19 protein-coding genes are annotated in these 15,800 nt (G+C 70.4%); 15 read left to right on the top strand and 4 right to left on the bottom strand.

Going from position 1 to position 15,800, the window contains the following annotated elements; all coding sequences use genetic code 11:
• Positions 1–91: 91 nt before the first annotated feature.
• The gene (locus tag HRC28_RS11555; RefSeq protein ID WP_182380217.1) at positions 92–1,066 is read right to left on the bottom strand and encodes a TIGR03086 family metal-binding protein; all 975 of its coding nucleotides are present in this window, start codon (positions 1,064–1,066) and stop codon (positions 92–94) included.
• Positions 1,067–1,070: 4 nt separating this feature from the next.
• Positions 1,071–1,385, bottom strand: a complete 315-nt coding sequence (locus HRC28_RS11550) for a metalloregulator ArsR/SmtB family transcription factor (protein WP_202033312.1) — start codon at positions 1,383–1,385, stop codon at positions 1,071–1,073.
• Positions 1,386–1,534: 149 nt separating this feature from the next.
• Here HRC28_RS11550 and HRC28_RS11545 point away from each other — a divergent pair, with 149 nt between their 5' ends.
• Complete coding sequence (locus HRC28_RS11545; protein ID WP_202033311.1) at positions 1,535–2,089, top strand: hypothetical protein; 555 nt, start codon at positions 1,535–1,537, stop codon at positions 2,087–2,089.
• A 32-nt stretch (positions 2,090–2,121) separates the two neighbouring features.
• Here HRC28_RS11545 and HRC28_RS11540 read toward each other — a convergent pair whose 3' ends face one another.
• On the bottom strand, positions 2,122–3,246 hold the full coding sequence (locus HRC28_RS11540; RefSeq protein WP_182380215.1) for an acyl-CoA dehydrogenase family protein: 1,125 nt from the start codon (positions 3,244–3,246) through the stop codon (positions 2,122–2,124).
• Positions 3,247–3,353: 107 nt separating this feature from the next.
• Here HRC28_RS11540 and HRC28_RS11535 point away from each other — a divergent pair, with 107 nt between their 5' ends.
• The 8 genes from HRC28_RS11535 (at position 3,354) to HRC28_RS11500 (ending at position 9,957) form a co-directional block, all read left to right on the top strand.
• The gene (locus HRC28_RS11535; protein WP_182380214.1) at positions 3,354–4,052 is read left to right on the top strand and encodes a helix-turn-helix domain-containing protein; all 699 of its coding nucleotides are present in this window, start codon (positions 3,354–3,356) and stop codon (positions 4,050–4,052) included.
• Between the two features lie 62 nt (positions 4,053–4,114).
• Positions 4,115–5,446 carry an NAD(P)-binding domain-containing protein gene (locus tag HRC28_RS11530; RefSeq protein WP_182380213.1) on the top strand — a complete coding sequence of 444 codons (1,332 nt, stop codon included), beginning with the start codon at positions 4,115–4,117 and terminating at the stop codon, positions 5,444–5,446.
• A gap of 26 nt (positions 5,447–5,472) precedes the next feature.
• The gene (locus HRC28_RS11525) at positions 5,473–5,829 is read left to right on the top strand and encodes a metalloregulator ArsR/SmtB family transcription factor (protein ID WP_182380212.1); all 357 of its coding nucleotides are present in this window, start codon (positions 5,473–5,475) and stop codon (positions 5,827–5,829) included.
• Positions 5,826–6,521 (top strand): aquaporin, encoded by a 696-nt coding sequence (locus HRC28_RS11520; protein WP_182380211.1) that lies wholly within the window; start codon positions 5,826–5,828, stop codon positions 6,519–6,521. The genes HRC28_RS11525 and HRC28_RS11520 overlap by 4 nt, the downstream gene beginning before the upstream one ends.
• Positions 6,518–6,922, top strand: a complete 405-nt coding sequence (locus tag HRC28_RS11515) for an arsenate reductase ArsC (protein ID WP_182380210.1) — start codon at positions 6,518–6,520, stop codon at positions 6,920–6,922. Before HRC28_RS11520 ends, HRC28_RS11515 begins: the two co-directional genes overlap by 4 nt.
• 103 nt (positions 6,923–7,025) lie before the next feature.
• Positions 7,026–7,577, top strand: coding sequence for a PadR family transcriptional regulator (locus HRC28_RS11510; RefSeq protein ID WP_182380209.1), 552 nt, complete (start codon positions 7,026–7,028; stop codon positions 7,575–7,577).
• Positions 7,574–9,577, top strand: a complete 2,004-nt coding sequence (locus HRC28_RS11505) for an NADPH-dependent 2,4-dienoyl-CoA reductase (RefSeq protein WP_182380208.1) — start codon at positions 7,574–7,576, stop codon at positions 9,575–9,577. The genes HRC28_RS11510 and HRC28_RS11505 overlap by 4 nt, the downstream gene beginning before the upstream one ends.
• Positions 9,574–9,957: a nuclear transport factor 2 family protein gene (locus HRC28_RS11500; RefSeq protein ID WP_182380207.1), complete on the top strand. Its 384-nt coding sequence runs from the start codon at positions 9,574–9,576 to the stop codon at positions 9,955–9,957. The genes HRC28_RS11505 and HRC28_RS11500 overlap by 4 nt, the downstream gene beginning before the upstream one ends.
• Before the next feature lie 63 nt (positions 9,958–10,020).
• On the opposite strand, the gene HRC28_RS11495 is transcribed toward HRC28_RS11500, so the two are convergent.
• The gene (locus tag HRC28_RS11495) at positions 10,021–10,641 is read right to left on the bottom strand and encodes a LysE family translocator (protein WP_182380206.1); all 621 of its coding nucleotides are present in this window, start codon (positions 10,639–10,641) and stop codon (positions 10,021–10,023) included.
• 65 nt (positions 10,642–10,706) lie between these two features.
• Between HRC28_RS11495 and HRC28_RS11490 the strand changes: the two genes are divergently transcribed.
• From HRC28_RS11490 to HRC28_RS11465, 6 genes are all read left to right on the top strand, one after another.
• Positions 10,707–11,627, top strand: coding sequence for a LysR family transcriptional regulator (locus HRC28_RS11490; RefSeq protein ID WP_182380205.1), 921 nt, complete (start codon positions 10,707–10,709; stop codon positions 11,625–11,627).
• A gap of 148 nt (positions 11,628–11,775) precedes the next feature.
• The gene (locus HRC28_RS11485; protein ID WP_182380204.1) at positions 11,776–12,591 is read left to right on the top strand and encodes an ATP-binding cassette domain-containing protein; all 816 of its coding nucleotides are present in this window, start codon (positions 11,776–11,778) and stop codon (positions 12,589–12,591) included.
• Positions 12,588–13,250 carry an ABC transporter permease subunit gene (locus tag HRC28_RS11480; RefSeq protein WP_182380203.1) on the top strand — a complete coding sequence of 221 codons (663 nt, stop codon included), beginning with the start codon at positions 12,588–12,590 and terminating at the stop codon, positions 13,248–13,250. Before HRC28_RS11485 ends, HRC28_RS11480 begins: the two co-directional genes overlap by 4 nt.
• Positions 13,247–13,954, top strand: a complete 708-nt coding sequence (locus tag HRC28_RS11475) for an ABC transporter permease subunit (protein WP_182380202.1) — start codon at positions 13,247–13,249, stop codon at positions 13,952–13,954. Before HRC28_RS11480 ends, HRC28_RS11475 begins: the two co-directional genes overlap by 4 nt.
• 2 nt (positions 13,955–13,956) lie before the next feature.
• Positions 13,957–14,871, top strand: a complete 915-nt coding sequence (locus HRC28_RS11470; protein ID WP_182380201.1) for an ABC transporter substrate-binding protein — start codon at positions 13,957–13,959, stop codon at positions 14,869–14,871.
• 76 nt (positions 14,872–14,947) lie between these two features.
• The gene (locus tag HRC28_RS11465; RefSeq protein ID WP_182380200.1) at positions 14,948–15,793 is read left to right on the top strand and encodes an SDR family oxidoreductase; all 846 of its coding nucleotides are present in this window, start codon (positions 14,948–14,950) and stop codon (positions 15,791–15,793) included.
• Positions 15,794–15,800: the final 7 nt, after the last annotated feature.

Raw genomic sequence — 15,800 nt, 5'->3', positions numbered from 1 at the left:
TGCTGCGGGAGTGCGCCGATCGGGTGCTCATCACCGGTGGCGCATCAGTTGCGACGACGCTCGGTGGTGGCACCAGATTAGCGCACTCCCTTCAGGCCGCGAGGGGCGTCCGTCCGCTGTACGCCGCCAGGCGGGTCAACGCGTCGGATCCCGCGTCCGCAACGACCTCATCGGCGAAGGCCCGGCCGCGCGCACCGGGGATGACCTGGGCGGCCGATCCGGCGACGTACTCGACGACGGCGTCGCTGACGGTGAGGGTCGCGCCGGTCGCCTGGGCGAAGTCCCAGGCGTGCAGGAGCAACTCGATCGAGACGATGCCGGCGAGGACGGGGGCCGGTGCTTCGCCGAACGGGCTCATCGCCATCCCGTCGAGCCCGCGACGACGCCAGGCCTCGATGACATCGGACGCGAGGGTCGAGACGGTGTCCTCGAGGGTCGTGCCCTGGGGACGGGTGAGCTCGGCGCCGGCCATGGTGCCGAGGGACAGGAGCGTGTCGAGCAGGTGCTCGACGAGCTGGTGGACGGTGAAGTCGGAGCACGGGGTGGGCTTCTCGCGGTCGGTCGAGACGACTTGGCGCAGCACGCCCTGCAGGACGGCGAGGCTCGCTTCGGCCGCGACGATCTCGTTCATCCTCTCGGGCGCGAAGGCCCACTCGTCGGGACCGGCGTCGCCCTTGGCGGCGGCCATCTCGAGGCGGCCGAGGAAGTGGTTCCAGCCCTCCGCGTGGCCGATCTCCTGCTCGGGGGTCAGGCCTTCGTGCACGAGCGTGACGAGCGAGCCGCCGTCGGTGGGCTCGACGGTGATGATCACGGCACTGTCGACGTCCTCGGCGCCGGGCATGTCGTCCCAGGCCCATTCGAGGACGATCCGGCGCCCGGGCTCGATCTCCCGAACAGTGCCAGCGACGACATTGCCCGGGGTCACCGTCCAGCGGTAGTCACCACCGGCGCGCAGGTCGACGCGGGCCGTGACGGCGGTCCAGCGGCGCAACCGCTCGGGCTGGGTGACGAGCGCGAACGCCTCATCGGGCGAGACGGGCAGGGAGACGGTCTTCGAGAAGGTCATGGCTCTACTCCTGGGTGCGGTTGTTGTTGAGTTCGTGGGCGTCGGCGACCAACTGGTCGAGCTCGGAGGTCCAGAACCGATCGATCTCGGCCTGGAGCCGGCGCAGTCCGTCGGGGACGACGCGGTAGATCCGTTGCCGGCCGGACTTCTCGGCCGCGACCAGTCCCGCGTCGGCCAGCACGAGCAGGTGCTGGCTGATCGCCGAACGGGTCACCGGGAACTGGTCGGCGAGCTCGGTGACGCTCATCGGGCCGGCCGCGAGCAACTGCAGGAGACGGCGCCGGCTGGGCTCCGCGGCTGCACTGAACGGGTCGGTCACGTTCAATACGTTAGCCGTCACTAACGCATTAATCAACCCACGGACCGGATTCACAGGTTCCTGCCAGTTCCACCGCAGCGCAGGCCAAGCCCCGGGGCGGACAGTCATGTCAGGTCCCCACCAAGGTGGGCCATGGAGAGGAGCACTTGATGAGCACGTACCGGATGAGGGCCGCGGCCCTCCTTGCCGCGGGCGCGGTTGCCGGCGGCGTCACCGCCGCCAGCCTGACCGCCACCGCGGACGACAGCACCACGAGCGACTCGTCGCCCAGCGCCGACGCCCGACCTGGCCCCGGAGGCCCCGGCGGCCACGGTCGCGGAGGTGCGCACGTCGACACAGCCGCGCTGGCCAAGGCGCTCGGCGTGACCGAGGACAAGCTCACTGCCGCCCTCAAGGCGGTCCGCGAGGACCTGAAGCCGGCCGACGGTGAGAAGCCGGCGGCGGGCGAGAAGCCCACGCCGCCGACGGACGAGGAGAGGGCCGACCGCCAGGCCGCCCTGGCCAAGGCACTCGCCGACGAGCTCGGTCTCGACGAGAGCAAGGTGGCCGACGCACTGGACACCGTCCAGGCCGCACACAAGGCCGAGCGTCGTACCGATCTCAGCGAGCGCCTCGACATGGCCGTCAAGGACGGAGACCTGACCAGTGCGGACAAGGCCTCCGTCCTCAAGGCGTACGACGCCGGGGTGCTCGGCGGGCGCTGAAGCCCCCTTCGCCGCTGGTCGCCGCTGGTCGCCTACAACCCCACTGCGTGGCGACCGGCGGCGACCAGGGTGTCCTCCGGCGTGAGCGGGTGGAACTTGACCGCCCGGATGTCGCGGTAGGCCCGCTCGATCACGGAGCCCTTGAAGAAGGCGCCGCCACCGGCGACCTCCATCGCGAGATCGCAGACCTCGATGCCGGCGCGGGCGACCTCGGCCTTGGCGGCCATCACCGCCAGGAAGGTCTCGTACGACGGCGCGGGGTCGTCGCCCACCAGGGCCAGCGCGCCATCGAGGGCCCAGCTGGCCACCTGCAGTTTGGTGCGCATCAGGCCGACCTGGCGCTGCACGAGGACGTCGTCCCTGCGCCGGGCGGCGGCCGTGACGGCGGCTTCGTAGGCGGCTTCGGCCACGCCGAGGTAGGCCCCGCTGACGATCGGGAACGCGACGCTCGTGATGACCTGGAGCGGCGGGTCGACGACGCCCCACGGACGGTTGGCGAGCACCTTCTCGTCGGGCACGAAGACGTCGACGAGGTCCACGTCGTTGCTCGCCGTCCCGCGCATGCCGAGGGTGTTCCAGTTGTCGGCGACCGTGACGCCCTCGGCGGTGACGGGGACGGCCATGTTGAGGACGCGTCGGCCCTGCTCGGGGTCGTCGAAGCCGAACATCGTGGAGAGCACGTCGCCGTGGCCGGACTGGCTGGCGAAGCGCTTGCGGCCGGTGACGCGGTAGCCGCCGTCGACCTTCACCGCCTCGCCCTGCGGGTGGGTGAAGTCGCCACCGCCGGTGGACACCAGGAGGATGTCCTCCTCGGCGACCCGGCGCAGGGTCGCCTCGGCACCCGGCAGGCCGCGGCGGTAGCGCCAGGCCGTGAACGCGACGACGTGCTGGTGCATGGAACTGGCCAACGCGGTGGAGCCGCAGTGGTGGCCGAGCTCGCGCTGCAGGGCGGTGAGTTCGGAGATCGTGGCGCCGTCGCCGCCGAGTTCGACGGGGACGGCGGCCCGGAGCAACCCGGCGCCCCGCAGGGCGTCGTACGCCTCGGAGACGAAGGTGCCTTCGATGTCGTGGCGGGAGGCGTGGGCGGCCAGCTCGGGGCCGAGTTCGGCGGCGCGAGCGAGCGGCGTGGTCGTGGACTTCGTGTCGGTGATCGTCATGTGTTCAATGTCCGACCATCCGGATCCGCCATCCAGTCCACAAAAGTGACCCGGGTGGTCCAAATTCAGGACTTCCACCCGGGCTCCCGCGGGACCACGATGAGCCCATGCCCGACTACGGCAACTTCTGCCCCGTGTCCATGGCCGCCGAGGTCGTCGCCGACCGCTGGACGCCACTGATCATCCGCGAGCTCGTGCTCGGCAACACGCGGTTCAACGACATCGCCCGCGCGATGCCGGGGATCTCGCGTTCATTGCTGGTGCAACGACTGCGGCATCTCGAGAAGCGCGGCGTGCTGGACACCTGGCCCTCCCCCACCGGCCGCGGCAGCGAGTACCACCTGACACCGGCCGGCCGCGACCTGGAGCGAGTGATCGACAGCCTCGGGCGCTGGGCGATCGAGTGGCTCTTCGACGAGCTGCGACCGCACGACGTGTCGCCGACGACCCTGATGTGGTGGATGCACCGACGCGTCGACCACAGCCGGCTGCCTCCCGGTCGGACCGTCGTGGAGTTCCGGCACACCGCGCCCGACCCGGTGTCGATCTGGCTGGTGATGGAGCACGGCGAGGTCTCGGTGTGCCTGCAACACCCCGGCTTCGAGGTCGACGTCGAGGTCACTGCGGCCACGCCGGCGCTCGCCGACGTCTTCCAGGGCTACTGCAGCTGGGCCGAGGCCGTGGACGCGGGCCGGATCGAGGTCGCCGGCCCGCCGCGTCTGGTCAGGACGCTGCCGAAGTGGTTCCTGTGGAGCCCGTGGGCCGACGTCACGCGGGAGCGGTCGGACCGGGTCCTGAATACATAGACGTTTGTCTATATAGGGGGTACAGTCCTGACATCGACGTTCGTCTATGTCAGGAGTTCTCCATGTCCCACCCCCTCGCCGGCCCCCTCGTCGTGGTCGGCGCCGGCCCGATCGGTCTCGCCGCGGCGGCGCACGCGCACGCACGCGGCCTGCCGGTCGTCGTACTCGAACAGGGGGCGGACGCCGGCAGTGCCGTGAGCGAGTGGGGCCACGTGCGGCTGTTCTCGCCGTGGTCCGAGCTGATCGACCCGGTCGCTGCGGCGTTGCTGGGAGACGGGTGGGTTGCACCCGACAAGGAGGCCTTCCCGACCGGAGCCGAGTGGGTCGCTGGATACCTCGCTCCCCTGGCGGCCGCGCTCGCCGCGACCGGCTCCGTCGAGGTGCGGTTCGGGCATCGCGTCACCGGGGTGGCCCGCCGCGGTCGCGACCTCGTCGTCGACGCGGGCCGTGACAGCGAGCCCTTCGCGCTCCACGTCGAGGGCCCGGACGGCACGGCGACCTTGCTGGCCTCGTCAGTCATCGACGCGTCCGGCACGTGGGGCTCCCCCAACCCGCTCGGGACCGACGGGTACGCCGCCCCCGGCGAGCGGGAGTACGGCGACCGGATCACCTACGGCATGCCCGACCTGGGCGACCCGGCCGTTGCGACGCGGTACGCCGGTAAGCACGTCGCCGTGGCCGGCACGGGCGCCTCGGCACAGAACGTCCTCGTCGCGCTCGGCCGGCTCGCCGCCACCGCCCCCGACACCCGCGTCTCCTGGCTGGTCCGGCGGTCCGACGCCGGATTCGGGGGCGGCGACAACGACCAACTGGTGGAGCGGGGCGCACTCGGCAAGCGCGCCGAGTCGGTGGCGTCGTCCGGCCTGGTCGACCGTCGTACGACGTTCCGGACGACTGCGGTCGCGTCCGCACCGGACGGCCGACTCCAGCTCGCGTCCGCCGACGGCCAGGTGGTTGACGGCGTCGACGAGGTGATCGTGGTGACGGGCTTCCGGCCCGACCTCGCAATCCTCTCGGAGGTGCGCCTCGACCTCGACCCCGTGCTCCAGTCGCCACGCACCCTGGCGCCGCTGATCGACCCGAACGTCCACTCCTGCGGCACGGTCTACCCGCACGGCGCCGCCGAGCTCGCCCAGCCGGAGGCTGGCTTCTACCTCGCGGGGATGAAGTCCTACGGCCGCGCGCCGTCGTTCCTGACCCTGACCGGATTCGAGCAGGTGCGCAGCATCGTCGCGGAGATCGCGGGCGACCACGAGTCGGCGGCGCGAGTCGAGCTCGTGCTGCCCGAGTCGGGCGTGTGCGGTGGATCGGGCTCCTTCGACGAGGCCGATAGCGGCGGGGGCTGCTGCGGCGCACCGGAGCCCGAACTGTTCACCCTCTCGCTACCCCACTAGACATCGACGTCTGTCAACATAGACACATGTCGAAGTCTCTCGAGCTCACCCCGGTGGAAACCGTGGCCTGCTGCTCGCCCCTGATGAGCGAGCCGATCAGCACCGACCAGGCCGACCGGATCGCCCCGTTGCTCAAGGCGCTGGCCGACCCGGTCCGACTTCGCCTGCTGTCGCTGGTCGGCGCGCACGCCGACGGCGAGGCCTGTGTCTGCGACCTCAACGACGCCTTCGACCTGTCGCAGCCGACGATCAGCCACCACCTCAAGGTGCTGCACGAGGTCGGCCTGCTCGACCGCGAGAAGCGCGGCGTGTGGGTCTACTACCGCGTCAACGCGGCGGCACTGGCCGACCTGTCCGGCCTGCTCGGGCGCGGCGTCCGGTGACCGCGCCGGCACGAAGCGCGCTGCTGCGCGCCGCCACGGCCGAGTTCATCGGCACCGCGCTCCTGGTCGCCACCGTCATCGGCTCGGGGATCATGGCGACCCGCCTCTCCCCCGACGACGTCGGCCTGCAGTTGCTGCAGAACAGCCTCGCCACCGGCGCGGTCCTGGTCGCGCTGATCCTCACCCTGCAGCCGGTCTCGGCCGCGTTCAACCCGGTGGTCTCGCTGGTCGAGGCGCTCCTCGGCCGGATCACGGCCATGACGGCGGTCGTGCTCACGGCGGCCCAGGTCGTCGGCGCGGTCGTGGGCGCCGTCCTCGCGAACCTGATGTTCGACCTCGATGCCGTCTCGATCGCCACGACCGAACGCACCGGCGGCCACCTCTGGCTCGCCGAGGGTGTCGCCACCTTCGGCCTGGTGCTCGTCGTGTTCGGCGGGATCCGCACCGGACGCACCGAGACCCTCGCGTTCGCCGTGGGCGGCTACATCACGGCGGCCTACTGGTTCACCTCGTCCACCAGCTTCGCCAACCCGGCCGTCACGATCGGCCGGATCTTCTCCGACACCTTCGCGGGCATCGACCCCGCGTCGGTCGCCATGTTCGTCCTGATGCAGGTCGTCGGCGCGCTGGTTGCGTACGGCGCCGTACGCCTGCTGTTCCCCGAAACCGTCTCCGAGGAGATCACCGCATGAGCAAGCCCACCGTCCTCTTCGTCTGCGTCCACAACGCCGGCCGCTCCCAGATGGCCGCCGGCTTCCTGCAGGCCCTGGCCGGCGACCGGATCGACGTACTCTCGGCCGGTTCGCAGCCCGCCGACCAGATCAACCCGATGGCCGTCGAGGCGATGCGCGAGGTCGGCATCGACATCGCAGCCGAGCAGCCGAAGGTCCTGACCACCGAGTCCGTGCAGGCCTCCGACGTCGTGATCACGATGGGCTGCGGCGACGAGTGCCCGTACTTCCCGGGCAAGCGGTACGAGGACTGGAAGCTCGACGACCCGGCCGGCCAGGGCCTCGACGCCGTGCGGCCGATCCGCGACGAGATCCGTGGGCGGATCGAGGCACTGATCGAATCCCTCAAGGTCGTCGAGTAGTCCGAGCCGCAGGCGGGGTCGTATCGAGACGGCTATGCAACTTGTTGCAGATCACACCCTGCAACTAGTTGCATAGCCGCCCGGGATCGTGCACGCTGGGGCCATGGCCCTCGAGCACGCGATCCTCGTCTCGCTCAGCGAGCGCGCCGCGTCCGGCTCCGAGCTGACCCGTCGCTTCGACGCGTCCATCGGCTTCTTCTGGACCGCCACGCACCAGCAGATCTACCGCGTGCTCGGCCGGATGGAGACCGACGGGTGGATCACCGTCGAAGCGGTCCCGCAGGTCGATCGCCCGACCAAGAAGGTCTACGCCGTCGCCGACGCCGGCCTCGCCGAGCTGCGCCGCTGGATGGCCGAGCCGACCCTGCCCGACCCCGTGCGCAACTCGCTCGGCGTCAAGATGCGCGGCGCCTCCCTCGGCGACCGCGCGGCCCTGCTCGACGACCTGCGCCGCCACCTCGACGAGCACACCAAGCGGCTCTCGCTCTACGAGTTCATGCAGAACCGCGACTTCCCCGACCCGGGCGCCCTGTCCGGCTCCGCCCTCGACATCTACCTCGTGCTGCGTGGCGGTCTCCTCATGGAGGAGTTCTGGATCCGCTGGCTGACCGAGTACCTCGACGCCCACACCGCTGCACCCCAGGAGAACCGATGACCAGCTATCCCCTGCTGACCTCCCGCGCCACCGTCGGCGGCCTCGACCTCCAGTCGCGGGCCGTGATGGGCTCGATGCACACCGGCCTCGAGGACCGCCCCTGGCACGTCGACGAGATGGCGGCGTACTTCGCCGAACGCGCTCGTGGCGGCGTCGGCCTGATCGTGACGGGCGGGTACTCCCCCAACGTCCGCGGCTGGCTGCTGCCCTTCGGCTCGCAGATGACGACGCGCCTCAACGCGCACCGCCACCAGCGGGTGACCGAGGCAGTGCACGCCGAGGGCGGCAAGATCGCGCTCCAGTTGCTGCACGCCGGTCGCTACGGCTACACGCCGTTCAGCGTCTCCGCCAGCGCGACCAAGTCGCCGATCACGCCGTTCAAGGCGTCCGCCCTGTCGACGCGAGCCGTGGAGAAGACGATCGAGGACTTCGTCGACTCGGCCAAGCTCGCGCAGAAGGCCGGGTACGACGGCATCGAGGTGATGGGATCCGAGGGCTACCTCATCAACCAGTTCATCGCTTCGCGCACCAACCGTCGTACGGACAAGTGGGGCGGATCGGCCGAGGCGCGGATGCGCTTCCCCGTGGAGATCGTGCGCCGGATCCGCCAGGAACTGCCCGACTTCTTCGTGATGTACCGGCTCTCGCTGCTCGACCTGGTGCCCGACGGGCAGACCTGGGACGAGACCGTGGAACTGGCCCACAAGCTCGAGGAAGCCGGCGCGAGCGTGTTCAACACCGGCATCGGCTGGCACGAGGCGCGGGTGCCCACGATCGTGACGAGCGTGCCGCGTGCGGCGTGGGCGGACAACACGCTGCGCCTCAAGTCGGAGGTCAGCATCCCGGTGTGCGCAAGCAACCGGATCAACACCCCCGATGTCGCGGAATCCCTGCTGGAGCAGGGCATTGACCTCATTTCGATGGCGCGGCCGTTCCTCGCGGACCCCGAGATCGTGTCGAAGGCCAGGGCGGGTCGCGCCGACGAGATCAACACCTGCATCGGCTGCAACCAGGCCTGCCTGGACCACACATTCAAGAACCAGCGCGCGTCCTGCCTGGTCAACCCGCGTGCCTGCCACGAGACGACGCTGGTGCTCAGCCCGACCCGGTCGGCCAAGCGCGTCGCCATCGTCGGCGGCGGCCCGGCTGGCCTCGCCACCGCTGTCAGCGCAGCCGAGCGTGGCCACGACGTGACGTTGTTCGAGGCGTCCGACGAACTCGGCGGCCAGTTCCGCCTCGCTATGCAGATTCCCGGCAAGGAGGAGTTCGCCGAGACGCTTCGGTACTACCGCCGCCGGATGGAGGTCCTCGGCGTCAACGTGAAGCTCTCGACGCGTGCGACGCCCGAGCAGCTGTCCGGCTTCGACGAAGTCGTCGTCGCGACGGGTGTCGCGCCGCGGACGCCGTCCGTCCCGGGCATCTCGCACCCGAAGGTGGTGTCCTACCCCGACGCGATCACCGGTCGCGTCGCGATCGGCGGCAAGGTCGCCGTGATGGGCGCGGGCGGCATCGGCTTCGACGTGTCGGAGTTGCTGGCGCACGTACCCGAGACGCTCGAGGAGTGGAAGGCCAACTGGGGCGTCGCCGACCCCGCGGTGATCCGCGGTGGTGTGACCGACAAGTTGCCGCGTACGCCGAAGCGCGAGGTGTGGTTGTTGCAGCGCAAGGAGTCCTCGCAGGGCAAGGGCCTGGGCAAGACGTCCGGCTGGGTGCACCGCGCGATCGTCAAGGACCTCGGCGTCCACCAGATCAGCGGCGTGACCTACGACCGCGTCTCCGACGAGGGCCTGCACATCACCGTCGACGGCAAGGCGCAGGTGCTCGACGTCGACCACATCGTGCTCTGCACCGGCCAGGAATCCGTCCGGAGCCTGTACGACGACCTGCTGGCCGCGAAGTTCCCCGGCTCCGTGCACCTGATCGGTGGCGCGGACGTCGCCGCCGAGGTGGACGCGAAGCGTGCGATCAAGCAGGGCACCGAACTGGCGGCGGCGCTGTGAGCGCCTTCCGGACGGCGGTGGAATCCCGCGACCTGGCTGCCATCTCGGATCTTCTGGCCGACGACGTCGTCTTCCGCAGCCCGGTCGCCCACAAGCCCTACGAGGGCAAGAAGATCACCGCCGCGATCTTGGCGAACGTGATCGAGGTGTTCGAGGACTTCCACTACGTCCGCGAGCTCGGGGACGACGCCGGCCACGCGCTCGTCTTCGAGGCGAAGGTGGACGGCCTGCAGATCACCGGGTGCGACTTCCTGGTGCTCGACGACAACGGCCTGATCACCGACTTCACGGTGATGGTCCGTCCGTTGAAGGCCGCCCACGCCCTGGCCGAAGCGATGGGTGCCCGGTTCGACCGCATCGTGGAGATGGCCTCCGCCTGACGCGAGGTGCGCCAGTTTCTGACGCGAGGTGCGCCAGTTTCTGCATCGAGGTGCGGAGGTTTCTCAGGCCTCCAATGCCACCGACGCACCCAGGGCCAGCAACACGGCACCTGAGGCGACGCTGACGCCCCGCTGTACGCCGGGCCGGCTGACCACGCCTCGTCCGCGTGCCACGAGCGCGACGAACAGCAGGTACCACGCAGCGGTCACGGCCGACCACAGCACGCCGAGCGCCAGCGTCGTCCAGAACGCCGCCTCGGTCGCGCCGGCGAAGCGCGGCAGCAGGGACAGCGCGAAGACCCCCGCCTTCGGGTTGCCGAGGTTGGTGGCGAGTCCCGTCAGATAGGCGGTACGTCGACCGCTGGCCGGCGGGTCCACCGCAACAGACACAGCGGACTCACCCGCCGGACGTCGTACGGACCAGAGGGTCCGGAGGCCGACGAATGCCAGGAACGCGCCGCCCGCGAGCAGCAGCACCCGGTAGAGCCCGGGTTCGGCGAGCAGCAAGGCCGACAACCCTGCGGCCGCGGCGAGCGTCCACACCACCAGCCCGGTGGCGGTGCCGGCGATCGTGGCGCGGGCGACGTCGGCGCCGTACACGAGGGTCTGGCGGAGCATGAGCGCCTGTCCGACGCCGGGGAGCATGGCGAGCAACCACGCGGTGACGATGAAGGTGATGAGCACCCGTCCAGATTCGCGCCGTGGCGGCATGAAGAAAACTCACGAAACCCGTGGTTGACTTCAGTATTGTGAAGGCTGATCTCGCAGAACAACTCCGCCTGCTGTCGCTGATCAACGAACACGGCACCCTCGCCGCGGCGGCCGACCTGCTCGGCCTGACGCCGGCCGCCGTCACCCAGCGACTGACCCGAGCCGAGCAGATCTGGGGCGTGCCGCTGGTCGAACGCGGTCCCCGCGGCGCCCGGTTGACGGTCGCCGGCGACGCCCTCGCCCGGCACGGCAACCGCATCGAGCGCGAGGTCGAGGAGGCGACCCAGTCCTTCGCCGCCTACCGGCAGGGCCTGGTCCATCGGCTCCGGGTCGGCGCCTTCCAGGCCGCCGCGCTGCATCTCCTTCCGCCGGCGATGACGGCGTTGCGGCATCACTCGTCCGACGTCGACCTCTCCGTCGTCGACCTCGAGTCGCGCGATGCGGTCGATCTCGTCGCGGACGGCGAGCTCGACGTCGCCGTACTCGCGGCCTGGGACGCACCGCCCGTGCTGCGCCCCGGCGTCGCCGTACAACTCCTGCTGGCGGACCCGATGGTCGTGGTGTTCGCCGACGACCATCCGCTCGCGCGGTCCCGCGGCCGCGTGCGACTCGACCGACTCGCCGACGAGTCGTGGGTCGTGATCCGCGCCGGGACCGCCGCGCGCCTGCAGTTCGACCGCGCCACGCGGGAGGCAGGCTTCGATGCCCGCATCCGCTTCGAGACGGAGTCGTACGACGTCGCGCAGGCCCTCGTCGGGACTGGGTACGGCGTCGCGCTGGTCTCGCAACTGGCCCTGCGCCCCGCGTCGGGACTCGCCCACCGCCGCCTCGCGGGACCGACCCTGCAACGCACGATCCACGCGGCAACGCCGTCCGGAGAGCGACTCACACCGCTCACCGAACGCTTCCGGGACCTGCTCGCCGACGTGGCTGCGGACCTGGCATCCGGCTGGCGCTGACCGCGCAACCGACGCGCCTCGACAGAGAAACCAACGCACTTCGTCGCAGAAACCCCCGCACCTCGACGCAGAACCCCCCGCACCTCGACAGAGAAACCCTCGCACTTCGCGCCACCGGGTTGTCCGTCCCTCCCCCTAGGGTGGACGGATGGGGATCGAGTTCAGGAATGTCGGGAAGACGTATCCGGACGGCACGGTGGCGGTGGCGGACTTCTCCTGCACGATTCCCTCGCACCGGACGCTGGCGCTGGTCGGGTCGTCGGGATCGGGCAAGACCACGCTGATGCGGATGGTCAACCGGATGGTCGATGCGACCGTCGGTGAGGTGCTGATCGACGGCCGTGACGTGCGCGAGCTCGACAAGGTCGCGTTGCGCCGCTCGATCGGTTACGTCCCCCAGGCCGGCGGCCTGCTCCCCCACCGTCGGGTGATCGACAACGTCGCAACGGTGCCGATCCTCAACGGCGTCCCGAAGAAGACCGCCCGTGACACCGCCCTCGACCTGCTCACCGTCGTGGGTCTGGATCACTCCCTGGCGAAGCGCTACCCCGGCCAGCTCTCCGGTGGTCAGCAGCAGCGCGTCGCTGTCGCCCGCGCCCTCGCTTCCGAGCCCAACATCTTGTTGATGGACGAGCCGTTCGGTGCGGTCGACCCGATCGTGCGCCGTGACCTGCAGGAGCAGTTGCTGCAGTTGCAGGCCGAGCTCGGCAAGACGATCGTGCTGGTCACCCACGACATCGACGAGGCGTTCCGGGTCGGCGACGAGGTCGTGATCCTCAAGACCGGCGGCCTCATCGCGCAGGTCGGCACCCCGCAGGAGATCGTCGCGGCACCGGCCGACGACTTCGTGCGCGACTTCGTCGGCACCGACCGCGCCGAACGCACCCTGAAGACCGTCGACATCCGCGGCCAGCAGGTGGTTGTCGACGGCGACGGCCGCCCGGTGGGTGTCCTCGACCGATGACCTGGCTCGACCTCAACCGCGACCTCGTCCTGGACCTCCTCGGCCAGCACGTGCGCCTCGCCGTACCCGCCGTCCTGATCAGCGTCGTCCTCGCGATCGTGCTCGGCCGGATCGCCTGGCGCTGGCCCCGCGTCGGCACCGTCGTCCTCGGCGCCGCGAGCCTGCTCTACTCCGTGCCCGCGCTCCCCTTGCTGATCGTGGTCCCCGTCGTCCTGTCGGTCCCGCTCCGCAGCGAGACCAACCTGATCGTGGCGCTGGCCATCTACGGCACCGCCCTGCTCGCGGGTACGGCGGCCGACGCGTTCCGCTCGGTCGACAGTCGGGTGCGTGAGGCTGCCGAGGCGATGGGCTATTCGCCGACGGGCATCTTCTGGCGGGTGGACCTGCCCCTCGCACTTCCGGTACTGATCTCCGGCATCCGCGTCGTCACCGTCAGCACGGTCAGCCTCGTCACGATCGGCGCCCTGGTCGGCATCTCGAGCCTCGGCAGCCTGTTGACCGACGGCTTCCAGCGCAACATCCGCGAGGAGGTCGCGACGGGCGTGATCGGCACGATGCTGCTCGCGGTCGCCCTGGACCTGCTGATCGTCGTGATCGGCCGGGCCCTGACGCCCTGGCAAACCAGCACCACGAAGACGAAGGCAGGTGCGTCCGCATGAGCCTCTTCGGCGACGCCCTCAACTGGATCTTCGACGGCGCCCACTGGGGCGGCCCCGGCGGCATCGACACCCGGATCCTGCAGCACCTGTGGGTCACCTTCGCGGCCGTCGGCATCGCCGCCGTACTCGCGATGCCGCTCGGCATCCTGATCGGCCACACCGGCCGTGGCCGACTCCTCGTCGTGGCCGTCGCGGGCGCCGTACGCGCGGTTCCCACGCTCGGGTTGCTGACCCTGCTCGGACTCTGGCTCGGCATCGGCGTCGAGGCACCGCTCCTCGCCCTCGTCGCCCTCGGCTTCCCGTCGCTCCTGGCCGGTGCCTACGCCGGCATCGAGTCCGCCGACGACGGTGCGGTCGACGCCGCCCGGGCGATAGGGATGAGCGAGTGGCAGATCATCACCCGCGTCGAGATCCCCCTCGGCGCCGACGTCCTCATCGGCGGCATTCGCGCCGCCACCCTGCAGATCGTGGCCACGGCCACCCTGGCGGCGTACATCTCCGACACCGGCCTGGGCCGCTACCTCTTCGCGGGCCTCAAGACCCGCGACTACCCGCAGATGCTGGCCGGTGCGCTGCTCGTCGCCGCGCTCGCCCTGCTCCTCGATCTCGCGCTCGGAGCCCTCCAGCGCGCCAGCCGGGGCCATACTCGCTCCCACGGCTCCCCGACCCGCATCCCCGCCGGGGCTGCGCCTTCGAAAGGTTGACCATGACCCGCATCCGCTTTGCGCGCAATGCAGTGGCCCTCGCCGCAGCCGGCGTCCTCACCCTCACCGCCTGCGGTGGCTCCGACCCCCTGGCCTCCGACGGCGGCGACAGCGACAGCGCGACCATCGTCATCGGCTCCCAGGCCTACTACTCCAACGAGATCGTCGCGGAGATCTACGCGCAGGCGCTCGAGGCCGACGACATCGAGGTCGACCGCCAGTTCCAGATCGGCCAGCGCGAGGTCTACCTGCCGGAGATCGAGAGCGGCGCGATCGACCTGTTCCCCGAATACACCGGCCCGCTCCTCCTCGCGCTCGACGCGAAGGCCACGGCGACCAAGCCCGACGAGGTGTACGCCGCCCTCGGCGACGCCCTGCCGAAGGGCCTGCGCCTCCTCGACGCCTCCCCCGCCACCGACCAGGACTCCTACGTCGTGACGAAGGAGTTCGCCGACAAGTGGGGCGTCGCGACGATCGAGGACCTCAAGAAGGTCACCGACCCGCTGGTCTTCGGCGCCAACTCCGAGGCGGAGTCCCGCCCGAATGGCCCGAAGGGCCTGAAGGCGACGTACGGCGTCGACGTGAAGTTCGCGCCGATCGAGGACAGCGGCGGCCCGCTCACCGTGAAGGCACTCCAGGACGGCGACATCCAGATCGGCCTGATCTACACCGCCGACCCGTCGATCAAGAAGAACGACCTGGTCACCCTCACCGACTCCAAGGGCCTGTTCCTGGCGTCCGCGTTCGTCCCGGTCGCGAGCGACGACGTCGACGATGACGCCGCCGCGATCATCAACAAGATCAGCGCCGCCATGTCGCCCGAGGACCTGATCGCCCTCAACGCCCGCAGCGTCGAGGAGAAGCTGCCGGCCGCGACGATCGCGAAGGACTGGCTGAAGGCAGAGAACCTGTCGTGATGATTTGGCCGACCGTGTCTCCGGCGCCGAGAGGTCAGCAAGCTGCCGAAAGGCGCCTCCCGCCACGGTGCCGGCCATGACGCTCGCCGTCACCGGTTCCACGGGAGCGCTCGGGCAACTCGTTGCCCGGGCGCTCTCGGAGCAGGGCATCGAGCAGCGCCTGCTGGTCCGCGACCTGGCGCGCGCCCCTGAACTCCCCGGCGCCGCGCCCGTCCTCTTCGCGTACGACGACCACGACCTCGCCCGTTCGGCGCTGGCCGGCGTCGACACCCTGTTCATGGTGTCGGGTGCCGAAGCGGTCGACCGGCTCGCACAGCACCGCGCGTTCGTGGACGCCGCGGCCGACTCCGGGGTGGAGCACATCGTCTACACGTCGTTCTTCGGCGCCGCCCCGGAGTGCACGTTCACGCTGGGCCGCGACCACTGGGCGACCGAGGAACACATCCGCGCGAGCGGCATGGGCTTCACGTTCCTGCGCGACAACTTCTACCTCGAGTTGATGGCCGACCTGGTCGGCGAGGACGGCGTGATCCGTGGGCCAGCGGGCGACGGTCGGGTTTCCGCGGTCTCTCGGGCCGACATCGCCCGATGCGCTGTCGCGGCACTCCTCGATCCCACGACACACGCCGGGTCGACGTACGACCTGACGGGGCCGGAGGCCCTCACCTTCACCGAGATCGCGGCGATCCTCGCGGCTCGGACGGGACGCGCGGTGACCTTCCACGACGAGACCCTCGACGAGGCGTACGCGTCGCGGTTGAAGTGGCCGGCCGAGCAGTGGGAGTACGACGCGTGGGTCTCCACCTACACGGCCGTCGCGCGTGGTGAACTGGCCGCGGTGAGTGGCGACGTACGCCTGCTCACCGGACGCGAACCTGTCAGTCTGGAAACCCTCCTGACCGACGACTCCAGCACCGCCTGAAAGCAGG

This window comes from Nocardioides sp. WS12, from assembly GCF_014108865.1.
GTDB lineage: Bacteria > Actinomycetota > Actinomycetes > Propionibacteriales > Nocardioidaceae > Nocardioides.
The sequence above is the reverse complement of the archived record's forward strand: the minus strand, read 5'-3'. Positions and strand labels throughout refer to the sequence as shown.